The sequence below is a fragment of the Nioella sp. genome, assembly GCF_965215655.1.
Classification (GTDB): Bacteria; Pseudomonadota; Alphaproteobacteria; order Rhodobacterales; family Rhodobacteraceae; genus Nioella.
Genome location: NZ_OZ244111.1, coordinates 3,273,178 through 3,289,177, shown reverse-complemented (window position 1 = coordinate 3,289,177; position 16,000 = coordinate 3,273,178). Strand labels below are relative to the sequence as shown.

The window sequence follows — 16,000 nt, the reverse complement described above, 5'->3', positions numbered from 1 at the left end:
TGGCGACATCATCGCCGCGAAAGCCTGCCAAAAGGTTAAAGGGCCCGATCACGCCGCCAGTGCCAAAAGCCCCGCCATGTCGAGCGGCGCATTGCCCATCTCAAGGTTGCCCTCCGCATCGCGCGGCCACTCCGCCTGTGGGCGGTCGCGGTAAAGCTCAATACCGTTGCCATCCGGGTCTTCCAGATAGACGGCTTCGCTGACGCCATGATCGGCAGCCCCGACCAGTGGAACGCCGGCGGCGGCCACCTGCGCCACGGCCTTTGCCAGCGCCTCTCGTGTGGGGAAGAGAAACGCCACGTGGTAAAGCCCGGTCGTGCCGCGCGGCGGGCGCATGCCGCCCCGGCTTTCCCAGGTGTTCAGCCCCAGATGATGGTGATAGCCCCCTGCCGACAGAAACGCCGCGCCGGGGCCGTAACGCTGCTGAACCTCCAGCCCGATCACATCGCGATAGAAGGCGATGGACCGGTCAAGGTCGGATACTTTCAGGTGGACATGGCCGATTCCCATGCCGGGGTCTGCGGTGTAACTCATGGCGTTTCTCCTTTGTCCGGCAACATAGGAGCTGCCGGACAAAGGGGAATTCACCGTTTTCGCAGGGGATCGGTGCAGATCTGCGCAGAGACCTAGCTGCGCACCATGCCGACGATATCGTAGGTCTGCGCCAGGATCGGCGCGGCGATCTCGCGTGCCCGCTCGGCCCCGCGGCCCAGGATGCGGTCGATCTCGGCTTGGTCCTGCATCAGCCGGGCCATTTCGCCCGAGATCGGGGCCAGCTTTTCGACGGCCAGATCAGCGAGGTCCTGCTTGAAATAGCCAAACATCTTGCCCGCGTTCTGCGCCACAACCTCGTCCACGGTCGTCTCGGCCAGAGCTGCCCAGATATTCACGAGATTGCGCGCCTCGGGGCGGTTTTCCAGCCCGTCCGCGGTTTCGGGCAGCGGGTCGGGGTCGGTCTTGGCCTTCTTGATCTTTCGGGCGATGGCGTCGGCGTCGTCGGTCAGGTTGATCCGCGTCTTGTCGGACGGGTCGGATTTCGACATTTTCTTGGTCCCGTCCTGCAGGTTCATCACCCGCGTCGCCGCGCCTTCGATCACCGGTTCGGTTATCGGGAAGAACTCGACGCCATAGTCATGGTTGAATTTCGCGGCGATGTCGCGGGTCAGTTCCAGATGCTGTTTCTGGTCCTCGCCCACGGGCACATGGGTGGCGTGATAGACCAGAATATCAGCAGCCATGAGCGCAGGGTAGGCAAGCAGCCCGAGCGAGGCGGCTTCGGCGTTCTTGCCGGATTTGTCCTTCCACTGGGTCATGCGGCCCATCCAGCCCATGCGGGCGACGCAGTTGAAGACCCAGGCCAGCTGTGCGTGTTCGGGCACCTGGCTCTGGTTGAACAGGATGCTTTTTTCCGGGTCGATGCCAGAGGCGATGAAGCCTGCGCACAGTTCCCGCGTGTTGCGGGTCAGGGCGGCGGGATCCTGCCAGACGGTGATCGCGTGCATGTCGACCATGCAATAGATGCAGTCATGGGTGCCCGCGTTCTGCATGTCTACGAAGCGCTTCATGGCACCGAGGTAGTTGCCAAGCGTCAGCCCGCCCGAGGGCTGGATCCCGGAAAACACCCGTGGCGTGAATTTTGCATCGCTCATCGTGAACATCCTTGCCTGCCCCCCGCGCGAAAAGGGCGTCTGGTCAACCGCGCGCGCCTCGCTTACCCATGGGGGCGAGGCGCGTCAACATAAGGGACAATGGGAAGATGGACGCAAGCGGTAACTCCCCCTTCAATGCGCTGCCGCCCGTGGTGGTCGCCCTGGCGGTCGTGATGGGCGGGCTGGAGGTGATGTTCCAACTGGCGACCGCGGGGCTTCTGGGCGGCGCGGGCGGTGTCGGCTGGCGCATCGCGGCGATGCAGGATTACGCGGTTCTGGACTCTGTCTGGGAATGGATGCGCGCCAATCGCAGCTATCCGGTGCAGCATCTGGCCCGGTTCGTGGCCTATCCGCTGCTGCATGGAGGCTTCGTGCATGTGGCCTTCGTGGTGGTCTTCATTCTGGCCATCGGCAAGATGGTGGCGGAGGTGTTTTCGCCGCTGGCCTTCCTGCTGGTCTTCTGGGTCTCGGCCATTGTGGGCGGCCTGGCCTTCGTGCTGGTGCTCGATTCCGGTTATCCGCTGATTGGCGGCTATCCCGGTGTCTACGGGCTCATTGGCGCGTTTTCCTTTATCCGGTGGGTCAATCTGGGCGTCGCCGGGGAAAACCAGATGCGCGCCTTCGGGCTTATCGGGATGCTGCTGGCGATCCAGCTGATCTTTGCGACCTTGCAGGGCAATTACGGGGATGTGGTGGCGGATCTGTCAGGTTTCGTGGCCGGGTTCCTGCTGTCTTTCGTGGTCAGCCCCGGCGGCTGGCAGCGAATCCTGAACCGGATGCGCCAGCGGTAAGCGTGGCGGGCGCGGTCCGGGGTGCCCACCCACCCGCCCGGGCTGGCGCTTTCAGCGTCGGTTCTGGCGGAGAGGCTGCGCCGCGCCAGCCCGCACCCCGGCCCGCGCCCGCGCCTGATATCAGCGATTGCGCCTGAGGCTGGCCCTGATCTCCGCCAGCCGGAACGCGCCGGTCACTTGTCCGAAGATCGTGTAAGAGAGCATCCCGACCACGATCACACCCGCCAGTGCCGCGTAGCGCAGCCCATCTGTCTGCAACGCCCCTGACAGCAGCCAGACCAGTCCCCAGACCAGGCCCCCCATCATCAGCGATGCAGCCATGATGCGCGGGGCCGCGTGACGGGCCTTGCTGTCCAGACGGACCGCCTCGCCAAACCCGCGTGCGCCGAGCCACAGCATCAGGGTCATCGCCCAGGCCGCCGTGGTGGCCGCGACCGCCGGGGCCAGCCAGCCGATGACCGGCATCAGCCCGAAGGCCAGCGCCGCATTGATCGCCATGGCGACAAGCGCGTAGCGGAAGGGGGTTGCCGTATCCTCGCGTGCAAAGAAGACCGGCTGTTGCAGCTTTTGCAGGACGAAGGCTGGCAGGCCGAGCCCGTAGATCGCCAGCGCCCCGGCAATGGCAGCGCTGTCAGCGGCATCTGTCTGGCCGCGTTCGTAGAGCACCGAGACAATGGGCAATGGGATCAGCAAAAAGACCACCGCGCAGGGCAGGGTAAGGATCAGCGCGAATTCGAAGGCGCGAGAGAGGGAATGCTGCGCGCCCTCGGGGTCGTCCGCCTTCAGCCGCCGTGACAGTTCCGGCAACAGCACGATGCCGATGGCGATCCCCACCACGCCAAGAGGCAACTGATAGAGCCGGTCGGCTGCAAAGAGCCAACTGATCGCGCCTTCAGTCGATGACGCTACAAGCTGCCCCACCACCAGGTTGATCTGTGCCACCCCGTTGGCGAGCGCCGCCGGAACGCCGACGACGACGAGGTGTTTCATCTCTGGCGTCCAGCGGGGGCGCGCGGGCCGGATGCGGATGCCAGCGCGATCCGCCGCGCCCCAGACCAGCGCCAACTGTGCCACACCTGCAACCGGAACGGCCCAGATCAGCCAGGTGATGACCGCGCCGCCCATGACCGCGCCAAGTGTCATCGCTGCAATGACGAAGATATTCAGCAGAACCGGCGCCGCCGCCGCCGCCGCGAACCGGCCATGGGAATTCAGCACCCCGGACAGAAGCGCCGCCAACGACATGAAGAAGATGTAGGGAAAGACGACGTGACCGAAGCCCACGGCCATGTCGAAGCGTTCATCCCCCACGAACCCGCCCGCCGTGGCCCAGACAAGCGCGGGCATGAAGACCATGCCAAGCCCCACCAGCAGCAGCACGACAAAACCAAGCCCCGACAGCGCATCGCGGGCAAAGCCCGTGGCGTCCTCGCCCGCCTCGGCTTTCTTCGAATACATCGGCACGAAGGCAGCGTTGAACGCGCCCTCGGCAAAGAAGCGGCGGAAGAGGTTGGGCAGGCGGAAGGCGGCAACGAAGGCGTCCATCACCGGGCCGGGGCCGATCAATGCCGTCAGCATGATCTCCCGCACGAAGCCCAGAACCCGGCTGACCATGGTCCAGCCGCCCACGGTCAGGATGCCGCTGAGCAGACGGATGGGCCGCGTGTTCATGCCCCCGCCCGTTCCGCCACGCGGGCAATGGCCTCTCGCAGCTTCTTCTCCAACGCGTCCTGACGGTGCTTGGCGTGCAGCTTCAGCCCGAACATGTCTTTGACATAGAACGTGTCGATCACCTGTGCGCCATAGGTCGCGATCACCGCCGACGAGATATAGATATTCGACGCCGCGAGGGTCTTGGTCAGGTCATACAGCAGGCCGGGCCGGTCGCGGGTGTCGACCTCGATGATCGTGTAGATCTCGGACCCTTCATTGTCGAAGGTGATGTTGGTGGGCACGTTGAAGGGGCGTTCGCGCTTCTTGATCTTGTCGCGCTTGTCCAAGGCCTGGCTGGCGACAACCTCGCCTCTCAGTGTCTTCTGGATCATGGTGGTCAGGCGCGGCAGGCGGCTGGCCTCATAGGGGTGACCCTCGGCATCCTGAACCCAGAAGACGGCGGTCGCGTAGCCGTCCTTGGTGGTGTAGGTGCGTGCATCCACCACGTTCGCGCCGACAAGGCTCAGCGCCCCGGCAAGGCGCGAGAAGATGCCGGGGTGATCGGCCAGGGCAAAGCAGACGCGGGTTGCGTCGCGGTCGATATCCTGCGCTGTGTCGATGCGGATCTCGTCGTTGGGCAGGTCGCGCAACAGCCCGGCAATGACCGCCTGAGTTTCGGTGTCCAGCCCCTGCCAGTAGGGGCCATAATGCCGGTCGGTTTCGGTCTTCAGGGCCTTGCGGTCCCAATCCTCTAGCCGCTCGCGCAGGGCCTTCTTGGCCTCGCCTTCGCGCTTCTCGCGGTTGAGGTCCTCCAGCCCGGTTTCCAGCGCCACGGCGGTGGCCCGGTAAAGCCCGCGCAGAAGCGTCGCTTTCCAGTTGTTCCAGACATTGGGGCCGACGCCGCGAATGTCGCAGACGGTCAGCACCGTCAGCAGATCGAGCCGGGTCTTGGTCTTCACCGCCTTGGCAAAATCGCGCACGGTACGGATGTCGCCGATATCGCGTTTCTGGGCCATGTCGGACATCAGCAGGTGATGACGCACCAGCCATTCCACGGTTTCGGACTCTTCAGCCTTCAACCCCAGACGGGGGCAGATGCGGCGGGCGATCTGCGCCCCCACAACCGAATGATCCTCGTCCCGGCCTTTGCCGAGATCGTGGATGAAACAGGCCAGATACAGCACCTTGCGGTTGACGCCCGCCTTGAGAATGCCGGAGGCCACGGGCAGTTCCTCGATCAGTTCCTCCCGCTCGATCTGCGCGAGGGTGGAGATCACCTGGATCGTGTGCTCATCGACCGTATAGCTGTGATACATGTTGAACTGCATCATCGCCACGACCGGGGCAAATTCGGGGATGAAGGCCGACAGCACCCCAAGCTCGTTCATCCGTCTGAGGCCCCGTTCCGGGTTGCCGTGTTTCAGCAGCAGGTCGAGGAAAATGCGTACCGCTTCCTTGTCGCTGCGCATCTCGTCGTCAATGAGATGCAGGTTCGCCGTGACCAGCCGCATCGCGTCGGGATGGATCAGGTAGCCGGTGCGCAGCCCTTCCTCGAACAGCCGCAGAAGATTCAGCTTGTCTGACAGGAAGTCAGCATTATCCACCACCGCAAGGCGCCCCTGCTTGACGTCGTATCTCGGTTTCAGCTTCTTGCGGCGCCTGCGGCGTCCCTTGAGAAACCCGATGATCAGGGGTTCGGGCTTCAGATGCGCGGCTTCCATCGCGGTGAGGAAGATGCGGGTCAGTTCGCCCACGCGGGTGGCGTGGCGGAAATAATCCTGCATGAAATATTCCACCGCCCGGCGGCCGCTGTGATCTGTGTAGCCGATGCGCGCGGCCACCTCGACCTGAAGGTCAAAGGTAAGTTGATCCTGCGCGCGGCCCGCGATCAGGTGGATATGGCAGCGGACGGCCCAGAGAAACCGCTCGGCGGCGTCGAAGGCGTTGAACTCCTCCTGCCGGAAGACGCCATGTTCCACCAGTTCGGCGACCGTATCGACGCCATGTTCATATTTGGCGATCCAGTAGAGCGTCTGCAGGTCGCGCAGCCCCCCCTTGCCCTCTTTGACATTGGGTTCAACCATGTAGCGCTGGCCGCCCTGTCGCTTGTGCCGTTCGGCGCGTTCCTCCAGCTTGGCGTCGATGAACTCACTGGCCGTGCCCGCGAAAAGCTGCTCGCGCAGCGTGTCGTGCAACTGGTCACCAAGGGCGGCATCCCCGGTCAGGTAACGCATTTCCAGCAGCGACGTGCGGATCGTGAAATCTTCTTTCGCCAGCCGCAGGCAATCGGGGATGGACCGGCTGGCATGGCCCACCTTCAGGCGCAGGTCCCACAGGATGTAGAGCGTGGATTCAATGACGCTTTCGGCCCATCCGGTCATTTTGTAAGGCAGCACGAACAGCAGATCGACATCCGAGAACGGGGCCATCTCCCCGCGCCCCGATCCGCCCACGGCCATGACCGCCAGCCGCTCGGCCTCGGTCGGGTTGGGATTGCGATGCAGATAGGTGGTGGCGACACGAATGGCCTCGGTCACCATTCCATCGGTCAGGAAGGCATAGGCTCGCGTCACGCGCCGCGCGACCAGTGGATTTGCCTCGAAGGCCGCCTTGATGGCAGCGCGCCCGGTCTTTTGCACGGCCAGCAGTTCGGCGACGGTCAGCGCCCGGATCTTGCTCGCGTCGCTCTGCTCGGCAAGGGCGGCATCCAGCCGCGCGCGGATCGCGGCGGTGTCGAATATCTCCGCCTCGGGAAGGATCATCTCCCCGGAGGCGGTTCCTTTGGCGGGAAGGCGCGGGTTCCGGTCAGAAGCCGGAGGCGCCAAGGCGTCCTGGTGCAGGGTCAATAATGGAAACCTGGTTTTCGAGTACCGTTGCGATCGCCATGGCCCGTTCGATGGTGCCATCGGCTCTCAGGCGGAATACCCCGTTCGCCCCAGCAAAGCCAGAGGAGGCGGTCAGTTCCGTCACGCCGATCGCACCGGCCTCGGCAGCGGTTTCGGCAATCGCGCGCATGGCGTCATAGGCAATCGGGGCCAGCACATGCGGCGCGTCGCCATAGGCGGCGGTATAGCGGGCGCCAAAGGCGGCATTGGCATCGGGATCGGGCAGGGCAAACCAGCCGCCCTGAAGGCCGGACAGTTCCAGCGTCTGCGACGGCACGTCCCACCGGGTCAGGCCCATGACGCGGACCTCTTCGGTATCCAGCCCGTTTTCCGGCAGCAGCTGTGCGAAGAGCGGCAGCGCGGCAGAGGCCTCGGCGGTGATGACCAGCCCGGTCGCGTCAGAGGAGCGGATGGTCGACATCACCTCGGGCAGCGCCTGCACCACGCCTTGCTGTGAGAATTCGTAGCTGACTACGCCCGCGACGGTGCCGCCAGTGCTGGCCACGGCCCGTTGCACCGCGTCGCGCGCAACTTCGCCCGCCAGGTTCTGGGCGTGCAGAATGACAATGCGATTGCGGCCCTGGCGCACGGCATATCTTGCGATCCGGGCGGCGGTATTGTCGAACGTATGGCCCAGAACGAAGACATTGCCGCCTGCGATCTCGGTGTTGTTGGAGAAGCTCAGGACCGCGACATTGCTGTTCGAGACCGCGACCCCCACGGCCGCCGCGGCATCGGATCGCAACGGACCGACGATGACCCGTGCCCCCTGCTGAATGGCCTGTCGCGCCACCGTGGCGGCCTGCGCCGGGTCCGCCGCGGTATTATAGACGGTGATTTCCAGCTCCACGCCTTCGAACTCCGATGCGGCGAGCCGGGCGGCGTTTTCCAGGCTGCGGGCCACGATCTCATCGCCCGCGCTGGCAGAGCCGTAGGGCAGCAGCAGCGCGACCTGAATCGGGGCGCCCGCGCGCACCCGCGGACCGCTGCCGCCGGGAACGCCAACCTGACAGGCGGCGAGGACACCGGCGCAAAGCGCCAGCAGAACAAAGCGGCGTGACTTGCGGAACATGCGGAAAGTAGGGAACATACGGGGCCGTCTCCAGAAGGCTCGAAATTGGGTCGGACGGACCCTACGCGGTCACGCGAAACAAGTAAACGCCAAGAGGCCAGCCCATGTCCGATCAGCTTGCAACCGCCGGTGCGCCCCGCGCCTCCCGGCTTGATCCGGGGCTTTACCTCGTGGCAACGCCGATTGGGGCGGCGCGGGATATCACCCTGAGGGCACTGGATATTCTGGCCTCTGCCGATGTGATCGCCGCCGAGGATACCCGCACTGCCCGCAAGCTGATGGAGATCCACGGGCTTGCCGTCGCCGGTCGCCCGCTGATCGCCTATCACGATCACAGCGGCCCCGGCGCGCGGGACAGGCTGGCCGCGATGGTCGCGGCGGGAAAATCCGTGGCTTATGTGTCCGAAGCAGGCACGCCGCTGGTGGCCGATCCCGGCTATCAGCTGGCCCGTGGCATGATCGAGGACGGCTTGCCGGTGATCGCCGCGCCGGGCGCCTCTGCCGTGCTGGCGGCGCTCAGCGTGTCCGGCCTGCCAAGCGACCGGTTTCTGTTCGCGGGTTTCCCGCCGCAGGCCAAGGGCGCGATGACAAGCTGGCTGGCAGATCTTGCGCCGGTCGGGGCGACGATCATTCTTTATGAGTCGCCGCGTCGCGTTCACCGATTGTTAGATGTTTTGTCCGATACCTTCGGGGGCGAGCGGCCAATGGCGTTGTGCCGGGAATTAACCAAGCGCTTCGAAGAGGTCTTGCGCGGCAGCGTGGATGAGGTTCGAAATAACATCGCGGATCGGGTTTTGAAGGGCGAAATTGTCGTCGTCATCGGCAAGGGCGCACCGGTTCAGGCGAGCGTGGAAACGATGGAAGACGCTTTGCGCGCGGCGCTGGCGACACTGTCGGTCAAGGACGCGGCGGCGCAGGTCGCTGCCGATCTGGGGCTGAAGAAACGCGACGTCTACCAGGCGGCGCTGACGCTGGAGAAAGATGGATGAGCGGAACAATCAGTTATCATGCCGGGCTTTCGGCAGAAGACCAGGTGTCCCGTCGATATGTGCGTGACGGTCATACGATCCTGTCCCGCCGTTGGCGCGGCAAGGCCGGGGAGATCGACCTTGTGGCGGAAAAGGACGGCACGGTTGTGTTCATCGAGGTCAAGAAAAGCCGCAGTCATGCGCGGGCCGCCGAAGGCCTGTCTCAACGCCAATTGCATCGCATATACCGGAGTGCCGAAGACTTTATCGGACATCTTCCGGCGGGTGCCAATACCGATTGCCGGGTCGATGTGGCACTGCTGGACCATCATGGGGAAATCGACATTCTGCCGAATGTCCTCTGTGCATAGGGGCACATCGACGGCATTGCACCTTTCGGCGTCACGGGTCATGAATGCGCAACACGTGGGATTGGAGACGCCGCATGCCCCTCAAGGTTGCCATCCAGATGGACCCGATCGGTCCGATCAATATCGACGCTGACAGCACGTTCCGCATCGCCGAAGAGGCGCAGGCGCGGGGTCATGAGCTGTTCTACTATACGCCCGACATGCTCGCCTATCAGGAAGGCCGGGTGACCGCGCGGGGTTGGCCGCTGACCGTGCGGCGCGTGCAGGGCGATCATTTCAGCATTGGCGATATGCAGGAGATCGACCTTGCCGATTGGGACGTGGTCTGGCTGCGCCAGGATCCGCCCTTCGACATGGGCTACATCACCACCACCCATATCCTTGAACGTGTCCATCCCGATACGCTGGTGGTGAATGACCCGTTCTGGGTCCGCAACTTCCCGGAAAAACTGCTGGTCCTAGATTTCCCCGACCTCACGCCGCCCACCACCATCGCCCGCGATCTGGAGACCTTGAAGGCCTTCAAGCACAAGCATGGCGACATCATCCTCAAGCCGCTTTACGGCAACGGCGGGGCCGGGGTCTTCCGCCTCGACCCCAATGACCGCAACCTCAATTCGCTGCACGAGCTTTTCACCGGTATCAACCGCGAGCCGCTGATCGCGCAGAAATTCCTGCCCGATGTCTCGGCGGGCGACAAGCGGGTGATTCTGGTCGATGGCGAACCCGTGGGTGCAATCAACCGCGTCCCTGCCAAGGGCGAGACCCGGTCCAACATGCATGTGGGCGGGCGGCCCGAGAAGGTGGCCCTGACCGACCGCGACCGCGAGATCTGTACCCGCATCGGCCCGCTCCTGCGCGAGAAGGGGCAGATATTCGTGGGAATTGACGTGATCGGCGGCTGGCTGACCGAGATCAACGTGACCTCTCCCACCGGCATCCAGGAACTGGAACGCTTCGACGGGATCAACATTGCCGAGAAGATCTGGCAGGCCATCGAAGCGCGCGTCACATGAGTGCCCGCGCGCGGCTGCTCAACACCTGGCTGCGATGGATCGAGCGGCCCGCGCTGAACCGTCTGGCCCGGCAGGACGCGGCGACACGGGTCCGCCGACGGTTTGAATGGCAGTGCCGAATCCTGTGCCCGATCCCGCGCGGTGTCCCGCAGCGCTGGACCGAACGCGCCGGGATGGAGGTGCTGGAGCTTGGCGATTCCACCGGGCCACAGCTGCTCTACCTGCATGGCGGGGCCTATGTCTTCGGCAGCCACCGCACCCATAAGGGTCTTGCCGGACGGCTGGTCAAGCGCATCGGCGGCGGTGCGTTGGTGCCGCATTACCCGCTTGCGCCCGAATCGCCCTTTCCAGCCGCGCCCGAGGCCGCCTTGCGCCTGTACCGGCAGATGGCGGCGCAAGGTCCGGTGATCCTGGCGGGCGACAGCGCGGGCGGCGGGCTCGCCCTGTCACTGCTGGCGATGATCTGTGCTGAACCCGACCTGCCGCAGCCGCTGGCCACGCTGGTTCTGTCCCCCCTGACGGACCTGGCCATGACCGGCGACAGCCTGCAATCGAATGACGCCAGCGAGGTTGTGCTGCCGCCCGAAGGCATCCGGGTGTCCGCGCTTGGCTATCTGGACGGGGCCGATCCGCAAGACCCGCGCGCCAGCGCGCTTTACGCGCAGTTTCCCGGTGCCGGGCCTGTGCATGTCTGGGTGGGGGATGGCGAGGTCCTGCTCGATGACAGCCGCCGCATGGTGGACCTGTTGCAGAGGCAGGGGGTGGAGACGCATCTGACCATTGCGCCCGGCCTGCCACATGTCTGGCCGATCTTTCCCGGCTGGCTGCTGCCCGAAGCAGACGCCACGCTCGACCAGATGGCCGCCGCAATCCGCTAGTTCTTGCCCGCGATCAGCCGGAACCCCAGGGCCTCGGCGATATGGGGCATGCGCACGGCGTCCGCCCCTTCCAGATCGGCAATCGTGCGCGCCACCCGCAAGACCCTGTGATAGCCACGCGCCGACAGGCGGAACCGTTCGGCGGCCTTGACCAGCATGTCGCGACCTTCGGCATCGGGTTCCGCAATCTGATCGAGCAGCGCGCCTTCGGCATCGGCATTGACGCGGGCCTTGGACCCGAGCGCCTCGAATCGCGCAGTCTGCCGGTCGCGGGCGGCGGCGATCCGGGCAGCCACCGTGGCGCTGTCATCGCCCGATGGCGGCAGGTCGAGATCGGTGAACCCCACTGGCGGCACCTCCAGCCGCAAATCGAACCGGTCCATCAGCGGGCCGGAGATGCGGCCCAAGTAATCCTCGCCACATAAGGGCGCGCGTCCACAGGCCTGATCGGCGTCATATAGATGCCCGCAGCGGCAGGGATTGGCAGCCGCCAGCAGCAGGAACCGGCAGGGATAGGTCACATGCGCATTGGCACGGGCCACCACCACGTCGCCGGTTTCAATCGGCTGACGCAGGGTTTCCAGCACCTGCCGGGGGTATTCGGGGAATTCATCAAGGAAGAGCACCCCGTTATGGGCGAGGCTGATTTCCCCCGGTTTGGCGTGTCGCCCACCCCCCACGATGGCGGGCATAGAGGCGGTGTGATGCGGCGCGCGATAGGGCCGGGTTCGGGAAATGCCGCCCTCGTCCAGTAGCCCCGCCAGCGAATGGATCATAGAGGTTTCCAGCGCCTCGGCGGCAGTGAGTGGCGGCAAGAGGTCGGGCAGGCGCGCGGCAAGCATGGATTTGCCGGACCCCGGCGCGCCCACCATCAGAAAATGATGCCGCCCGGCGGCGGCAATCTCCAGCGCGCGCTTGGCGCGTTCCTGCCCGCGCACCTCGCGCAGGTCCTTGCCGGTCTGCTCGCTCAGCACCTCGCCCGGTTCGGCAGGCGGCAGGGGCGCGCGGTCGGTCAGGTGGCCGATGATCTCGGCCAGATTGCGGCCCGCGAAGACCGGGGTTGCGCCGACCCAGGCGGCCTCGGCCCCGCAGGCGGCCGGGCAGAAGAGCGCCCGCCCGTCCTCGCCCGCCGCCAGCGCCGTGGGCAGCGCGCCGATGACGGGTACCAGGGTCCCATCGAGCGACATTTCCCCAAGGCTCATCGCCGCTTCGACCCGCTCTCGCGGGACGATCCCCAAAGCGCCAAGCAGGGCCAGCGCAATCGGCAGGTCGAAATGCGATCCTTCCTTGGGCAGATCGGCGGGCGACAGGTTGATGGTGACGCGCTTGGACGGCAGCGCGATGGCCATGGTGGACAGCGCCGTGCGCACACGGTCGCGCGCTTCGCCCACGGCGCGGTCGGGCAGGCCCACGATGGAAAAGGCAGGCAGGCCCGGGGTGATGGCGCATTGCACCTCGACCCGCCGGGCCTCCAACCCTTCGAAGGCGACGGTGTAGGTGCGCGCAAGGCTTTCGGGTCGGGTCGCGTCCGGCATGGTTAACGCTTGCCCGAAAACCCTTTACGATTGGTAAACACCCATGAAGTCCGGCCAGGCCTCAGGGTCGGCCACGGTCTTGTCGCGGCAAAACGGGTTGCAGAAGCCGAAGATGCGCCCATCCATTTCCATGAAATCCGTGACCGGGTCGCCGGAATAGGGGCAGGCGGTGTTCTCGGATGGGCCATGATCGACGGCGCGGGCCGGCAGTGGTTCGGGCGCTGGAAAGGCGCAACGCGGCAGCCCCATCTCGTAGGCGGGTTGTTCCGGCCCCTCGACCAGCCCCATGGCCCGCCAACGGCGGAACGCGGGATGCGCCACATGGGCCCCAGCATAGGCCAACGCTTGGTCCGACACCGGCAGGCCGTAGGTCAGGATGCGGGTGGCGACGGGGGCAAAGAACACATCGGCCAGTGAGTAATCTCCGCAGAGCCACGGGCCCCCATGGGCCTCCAGCGCCTCGCCCCAGACCCGCTCCAGCCGCTCCAGATCTTCGCGGACCGCGTCGGTCACCTCAAACCCCTCCCACCCCGTGCGCAGGTTCATCGGGCAGGCCCCGCGCAGGCCGGTGAAACCTGAATGCATCTCGGCAATCAGGCTCATGGCGTGGGCGCGGGCATTGGGATCGGCAGGCAGCGGGCCCTTATCGGGGAAAGCCCGGTCGAGGTGCCAGGCGATGGCAATGGAATCGGTCAGCAGCCCGCCGGTGGGCGTCTTGACGATCGGCACAGTGCGGTTGCCGGGTGCGAACGCCTCCAGATCCAGCCGGAACTGGTCGCAATACATGCGGGTGGATTTCACGCTCACCGGAATGTCGAAGGCGCGAAAGCTGAGCCAGCCGCGCAGCGACCAGCTGGAATAGGATCTATCTGCAATCAGAAGCGTGTAGGTCATGGTCCTACCCATTTGAAAATCGGTCCGGCCAGCTTGGTCCGCGGGCACGCGCCTGTCCAATTCCAATTGCTGACGCGGCGCATCAGGGACGGTGATTGATCGTCTCGACGCGCCAGAGACCGCCCTCATGCACCAGCCGCGTGACCGAGAGGTTGTCGATCCTGTGCCCAAGCACCTCGTAAGCGGACAGGCCCGAGGCGCGCTCGATCTGCGTCATGATGATCCCGAAATGGGCCACCGCCACGATATGGGCCTCCGGATGGTCCCGGTTCATCCGGTCGACAAACGGCGCGACCCGCGCCGCAGCCGCGTTCCAGCTTTCGCCATTGGGCGGGGCGACATCGCCGGGCTCCTCCCAATAACGGCGGCTCAGCACCGGGTCGCGCTCGGATACTTGCGTGAAATGCAGCCCGTCCCAATCCCCGAAATCGAACTCGCGCATGTCGGGCACATTGGGTAATCGCTGCCGACCCTCCATCAGCACATCCGCCGTGGCCGTGGCGCGTACCAGATCCGAGGACACGACAAGCGCCGGTCGCGGCAATTCCGCATCCAGCCGGGCAATCACCGCTGTATCCGACAAATCCGCCGGAACATCCCGCCACCCGACAAAGGCTTTTTCATGCGTTGGCCCGTGCCGGACCCAATGCCAGACCGTCACGCGCCCGCCCCTTCCCTTTCATCTTGGTAAAAATACCTCGGGGGGTGCGGGGGGCAGCGCCCCCCGCGGGTCGACGCCGAAGGCGGCGAAATCCCTCTCGTCACGGGGCTACCCCCTTTAGCACAAGCGGCAACCCCGCCATCACCGCCACGACCAGCCCGGCCTCGGCCGCCAGCCGCTGGTTCAACCGGCCCTGCGCCTCGCGAAACCTGCGCGCCAAAGCATTCTCCGGCACGATTCCCTGTCCGGTCTCGTTGCTGACCACCACAACCGGCGCGGGGCAGGCCAGCAGCGCCGCAATCAGCGCCTCGGCTTCCTCCTGCCAATCCCGCTCTGCCAGCAGCAGGTTCATCAGCCAGAAGGTCGCGCAATCGAGTAGCACGACATCACCCGACCCAAGCCCGGACAGCGCCTCTACAACGTCAAACGGCGCTTCAACGGTGCGCCAGCCATCGCCTGCGCGCATTTCCTGATGGGCGGCGATCTTGGCGTGCATTTCGTCGTCGAACGCCTGCGCCGTGGCGATATAGACACGCTGCCCGCCATGGTCGCGCACCAGCGCTTCGGCATGGGCGGATTTCCCTGACGCGGCCCCGCCGATCACCAATGTCAGTCCGGGCAAAGACATTTTTTCCTCCCCAAAAGTGATCCGGCCGCAGTTCCCGACCGTAACCCTCGTGAATGCAAGCCAACAGGAGCGCGTTATGGCACTCGACTTTGATCCTGGCCAGTCTCTTTCCCGCCACGCACGGGCAGCGGAGTTGCTCGATGCCGACACGGAACGCGATCTCGCCATTGCCTGGCGAGACCACCGGGACGAGGCGGCGCTGCATCGCCTGATCACCGCCTACATGCGCCTGGCCATATCCATCGCGTGGAAATTCAAGGGCTACGGCGCCTCGATGAACGATCTCATCCAGGAGGCAGGGCTTGGCCTGATGAAAGCCGCTGATCGCTTCGACCCCGACCGGGGCGTTCGCTTTTCGACATACGCCGTGTGGTGGATTCGCGCCGGGATGCAGGATTTCGTGATGCGCAACTGGTCGATGGTGCGCACCGGGTCGACATCTTCGCAAAAGAGCCTGTTCTTCAACATGCGGCGTGTGCGCGCCCGGCTGGAGGCTGATGCCGCGGCGGAGGGTTTGGAGCTGGATTCCCACCAGTTGCGAGAGCGGATCGCAACCGAGATCGGCGTGGCGCTGAAGGACGTCGAATTGATGGAGGGCCGCCTAGCCGGGTCGGATTTCTCGCTGAACGCCCTGCAATCCGATGGCGATGAGGGCCGTGAGTGGATCGAGACACTGGAAGACGACGGTGAACAGGCGAGCGAGCGGTTTGAGCGCGAGAAGGACAGCACGCGTCTGCGCGAATGGCTGGGCGATGCGCTGGGCACGCTGACCGAGCGGGAACAGAAGATCATTGCCGCGCGCAAGCTGACCAACCCGGCCCGGACGCTGGAAAGCCTCGGCGAGGAACTGGGCCTGTCGAAAGAGCGCGTGCGCCAGATCGAGGCGGGCGCCTTGCAGAAGATGCGCCGCAAGCTGGCCCCCCGTGAAGAAGAACTGCGCGGGATGATGGGCTGAGACAGCCTGTCGGCTTGTCCGCGCCGGGCCTTGCGCGTTTGCTG

At 65.2% G+C, this 16,000-nt stretch carries 15 protein-coding genes; 6 read left to right on the top strand and 9 right to left on the bottom strand.

All coding sequences use genetic code 11. From position 1 onward, the window contains the following. Positions 1-48 precede the first annotated feature (48 nt). Both ACOOEX_RS16420 and trpS read right to left on the bottom strand, forming a co-directional pair. A complete protein-coding gene (locus ACOOEX_RS16420; RefSeq protein ID WP_420395839.1) occupies positions 49-534 on the bottom strand; it encodes a VOC family protein in 486 nt (161 codons plus the stop codon). A gap of 92 nt (positions 535-626) precedes the next feature. Next, complete coding sequence (trpS, locus tag ACOOEX_RS16415; protein WP_420395838.1) at positions 627-1,649, bottom strand: tryptophan--tRNA ligase; 1,023 nt, start codon at positions 1,647-1,649, stop codon at positions 627-629. Between the two features lie 107 nt (positions 1,650-1,756). Here trpS and ACOOEX_RS16410 point away from each other — a divergent pair, with 107 nt between their 5' ends. Further along, complete coding sequence (locus ACOOEX_RS16410) at positions 1,757-2,440, top strand: rhomboid family intramembrane serine protease (RefSeq protein ID WP_420395837.1); 684 nt, start codon at positions 1,757-1,759, stop codon at positions 2,438-2,440. A 120-nt stretch (positions 2,441-2,560) separates the two neighbouring features. Here the strand turns inward: ACOOEX_RS16410 and murJ are convergent, their stop codons facing one another. The 3 genes from murJ to ACOOEX_RS16395 are packed head-to-tail and all read right to left on the bottom strand — an operon-like array spanning position 2,561 to position 8,068. Beyond that, positions 2,561-4,111 carry a murein biosynthesis integral membrane protein MurJ gene (gene murJ, locus ACOOEX_RS16405; RefSeq protein WP_420395836.1) on the bottom strand — a complete coding sequence of 517 codons (1,551 nt, stop codon included), beginning with the start codon at positions 4,109-4,111 and terminating at the stop codon, positions 2,561-2,563. Then, entirely contained in the window at positions 4,108-6,855 is a 2,748-nt protein-coding gene (locus ACOOEX_RS16400; protein WP_420395835.1) for a [protein-PII] uridylyltransferase, read from the bottom strand. Before ACOOEX_RS16400 ends, murJ begins: the two co-directional genes overlap by 4 nt. A gap of 43 nt (positions 6,856-6,898) precedes the next feature. Next, positions 6,899-8,068 (bottom strand): penicillin-binding protein activator, encoded by a 1,170-nt coding sequence (locus ACOOEX_RS16395; protein WP_420395834.1) that lies wholly within the window; start codon positions 8,066-8,068, stop codon positions 6,899-6,901. A gap of 86 nt (positions 8,069-8,154) precedes the next feature. Between ACOOEX_RS16395 and rsmI the strand changes: the two genes are divergently transcribed. The 4 genes from rsmI (at position 8,155) to ACOOEX_RS16375 (ending at position 11,283) form a co-directional block, all read left to right on the top strand. Continuing rightward, positions 8,155-9,039, top strand: a complete 885-nt coding sequence (rsmI, locus tag ACOOEX_RS16390) for a 16S rRNA (cytidine(1402)-2'-O)-methyltransferase (RefSeq protein WP_420395833.1) — start codon at positions 8,155-8,157, stop codon at positions 9,037-9,039. Beyond that, the gene (locus ACOOEX_RS16385; RefSeq protein ID WP_420395832.1) at positions 9,036-9,389 is read left to right on the top strand and encodes a YraN family protein; all 354 of its coding nucleotides are present in this window, start codon (positions 9,036-9,038) and stop codon (positions 9,387-9,389) included. Before rsmI ends, ACOOEX_RS16385 begins: the two co-directional genes overlap by 4 nt. A gap of 74 nt (positions 9,390-9,463) precedes the next feature. Then, positions 9,464-10,405 carry a glutathione synthase gene (gene gshB, locus ACOOEX_RS16380; RefSeq protein WP_420395831.1) on the top strand — a complete coding sequence of 314 codons (942 nt, stop codon included), beginning with the start codon at positions 9,464-9,466 and terminating at the stop codon, positions 10,403-10,405. After that, entirely contained in the window at positions 10,402-11,283 is an 882-nt protein-coding gene (locus ACOOEX_RS16375) for an alpha/beta hydrolase (RefSeq protein ID WP_420395830.1), read from the top strand. Before gshB ends, ACOOEX_RS16375 begins: the two co-directional genes overlap by 4 nt. On the opposite strand, the gene ACOOEX_RS16370 is transcribed toward ACOOEX_RS16375, so the two are convergent. From ACOOEX_RS16370 to cobU, 4 genes are all read right to left on the bottom strand, one after another. Next, on the bottom strand, positions 11,280-12,818 hold the full coding sequence (locus ACOOEX_RS16370) for a YifB family Mg chelatase-like AAA ATPase (protein WP_420395829.1): 1,539 nt from the start codon (positions 12,816-12,818) through the stop codon (positions 11,280-11,282). The two genes, ACOOEX_RS16375 and ACOOEX_RS16370, sit on opposite strands and share 4 nt — an antisense overlap. A 24-nt stretch (positions 12,819-12,842) precedes the next feature. Continuing rightward, complete coding sequence (locus ACOOEX_RS16365) at positions 12,843-13,712, bottom strand: glutathione S-transferase (RefSeq protein ID WP_420395828.1); 870 nt, start codon at positions 13,710-13,712, stop codon at positions 12,843-12,845. An 82-nt stretch (positions 13,713-13,794) separates the two neighbouring features. Beyond that, on the bottom strand, positions 13,795-14,373 hold the full coding sequence (locus ACOOEX_RS16360) for a histidine phosphatase family protein (RefSeq protein ID WP_420395827.1): 579 nt from the start codon (positions 14,371-14,373) through the stop codon (positions 13,795-13,797). Between the two features lie 100 nt (positions 14,374-14,473). Continuing rightward, complete coding sequence (cobU, locus tag ACOOEX_RS16355) at positions 14,474-15,001, bottom strand: bifunctional adenosylcobinamide kinase/adenosylcobinamide-phosphate guanylyltransferase (protein WP_420395826.1); 528 nt, start codon at positions 14,999-15,001, stop codon at positions 14,474-14,476. Positions 15,002-15,077: 76 nt separating this feature from the next. Here cobU and ACOOEX_RS16350 point away from each other — a divergent pair, with 76 nt between their 5' ends. Then, positions 15,078-15,956, top strand: coding sequence for an RNA polymerase factor sigma-32 (locus ACOOEX_RS16350; RefSeq protein WP_420395825.1), 879 nt, complete (start codon positions 15,078-15,080; stop codon positions 15,954-15,956). The last annotated feature ends 44 nt before the right edge of the window (positions 15,957-16,000 follow it).

Coding starts and splice junctions, on each gene's coding strand:
- ACOOEX_RS16420 (WP_420395839.1), bottom strand. CDS start 534: ATGAGTTACACCGCAGACCCCGGCATGGGAATCGGCCATGTCCACCTG.
- trpS (WP_420395838.1), bottom strand. CDS start 1,649: ATGAGCGATGCAAAATTCACGCCACGGGTGTTTTCCGGGATCCAGCCC.
- ACOOEX_RS16410 (WP_420395837.1), top strand. CDS start 1,757: ATGGACGCAAGCGGTAACTCCCCCTTCAATGCGCTGCCGCCCGTGGTG.
- murJ (WP_420395836.1), bottom strand. CDS start 4,111: ATGAACACGCGGCCCATCCGTCTGCTCAGCGGCATCCTGACCGTGGGC.
- ACOOEX_RS16400 (WP_420395835.1), bottom strand. CDS start 6,855: ATGATCCTTCCCGAGGCGGAGATATTCGACACCGCCGCGATCCGCGCG.
- ACOOEX_RS16395 (WP_420395834.1), bottom strand. CDS start 8,068: ATGTTCCCTACTTTCCGCATGTTCCGCAAGTCACGCCGCTTTGTTCTG.
- rsmI (WP_420395833.1), top strand. CDS start 8,155: ATGTCCGATCAGCTTGCAACCGCCGGTGCGCCCCGCGCCTCCCGGCTT.
- ACOOEX_RS16385 (WP_420395832.1), top strand. CDS start 9,036: ATGAGCGGAACAATCAGTTATCATGCCGGGCTTTCGGCAGAAGACCAG.
- gshB (WP_420395831.1), top strand. CDS start 9,464: ATGCCCCTCAAGGTTGCCATCCAGATGGACCCGATCGGTCCGATCAAT.
- ACOOEX_RS16375 (WP_420395830.1), top strand. CDS start 10,402: ATGAGTGCCCGCGCGCGGCTGCTCAACACCTGGCTGCGATGGATCGAG.
- ACOOEX_RS16370 (WP_420395829.1), bottom strand. CDS start 12,818: ATGCCGGACGCGACCCGACCCGAAAGCCTTGCGCGCACCTACACCGTC.
- ACOOEX_RS16365 (WP_420395828.1), bottom strand. CDS start 13,712: ATGACCTACACGCTTCTGATTGCAGATAGATCCTATTCCAGCTGGTCG.
- cobU (WP_420395826.1), bottom strand. CDS start 15,001: ATGTCTTTGCCCGGACTGACATTGGTGATCGGCGGGGCCGCGTCAGGG.
- ACOOEX_RS16350 (WP_420395825.1), top strand. CDS start 15,078: ATGGCACTCGACTTTGATCCTGGCCAGTCTCTTTCCCGCCACGCACGG.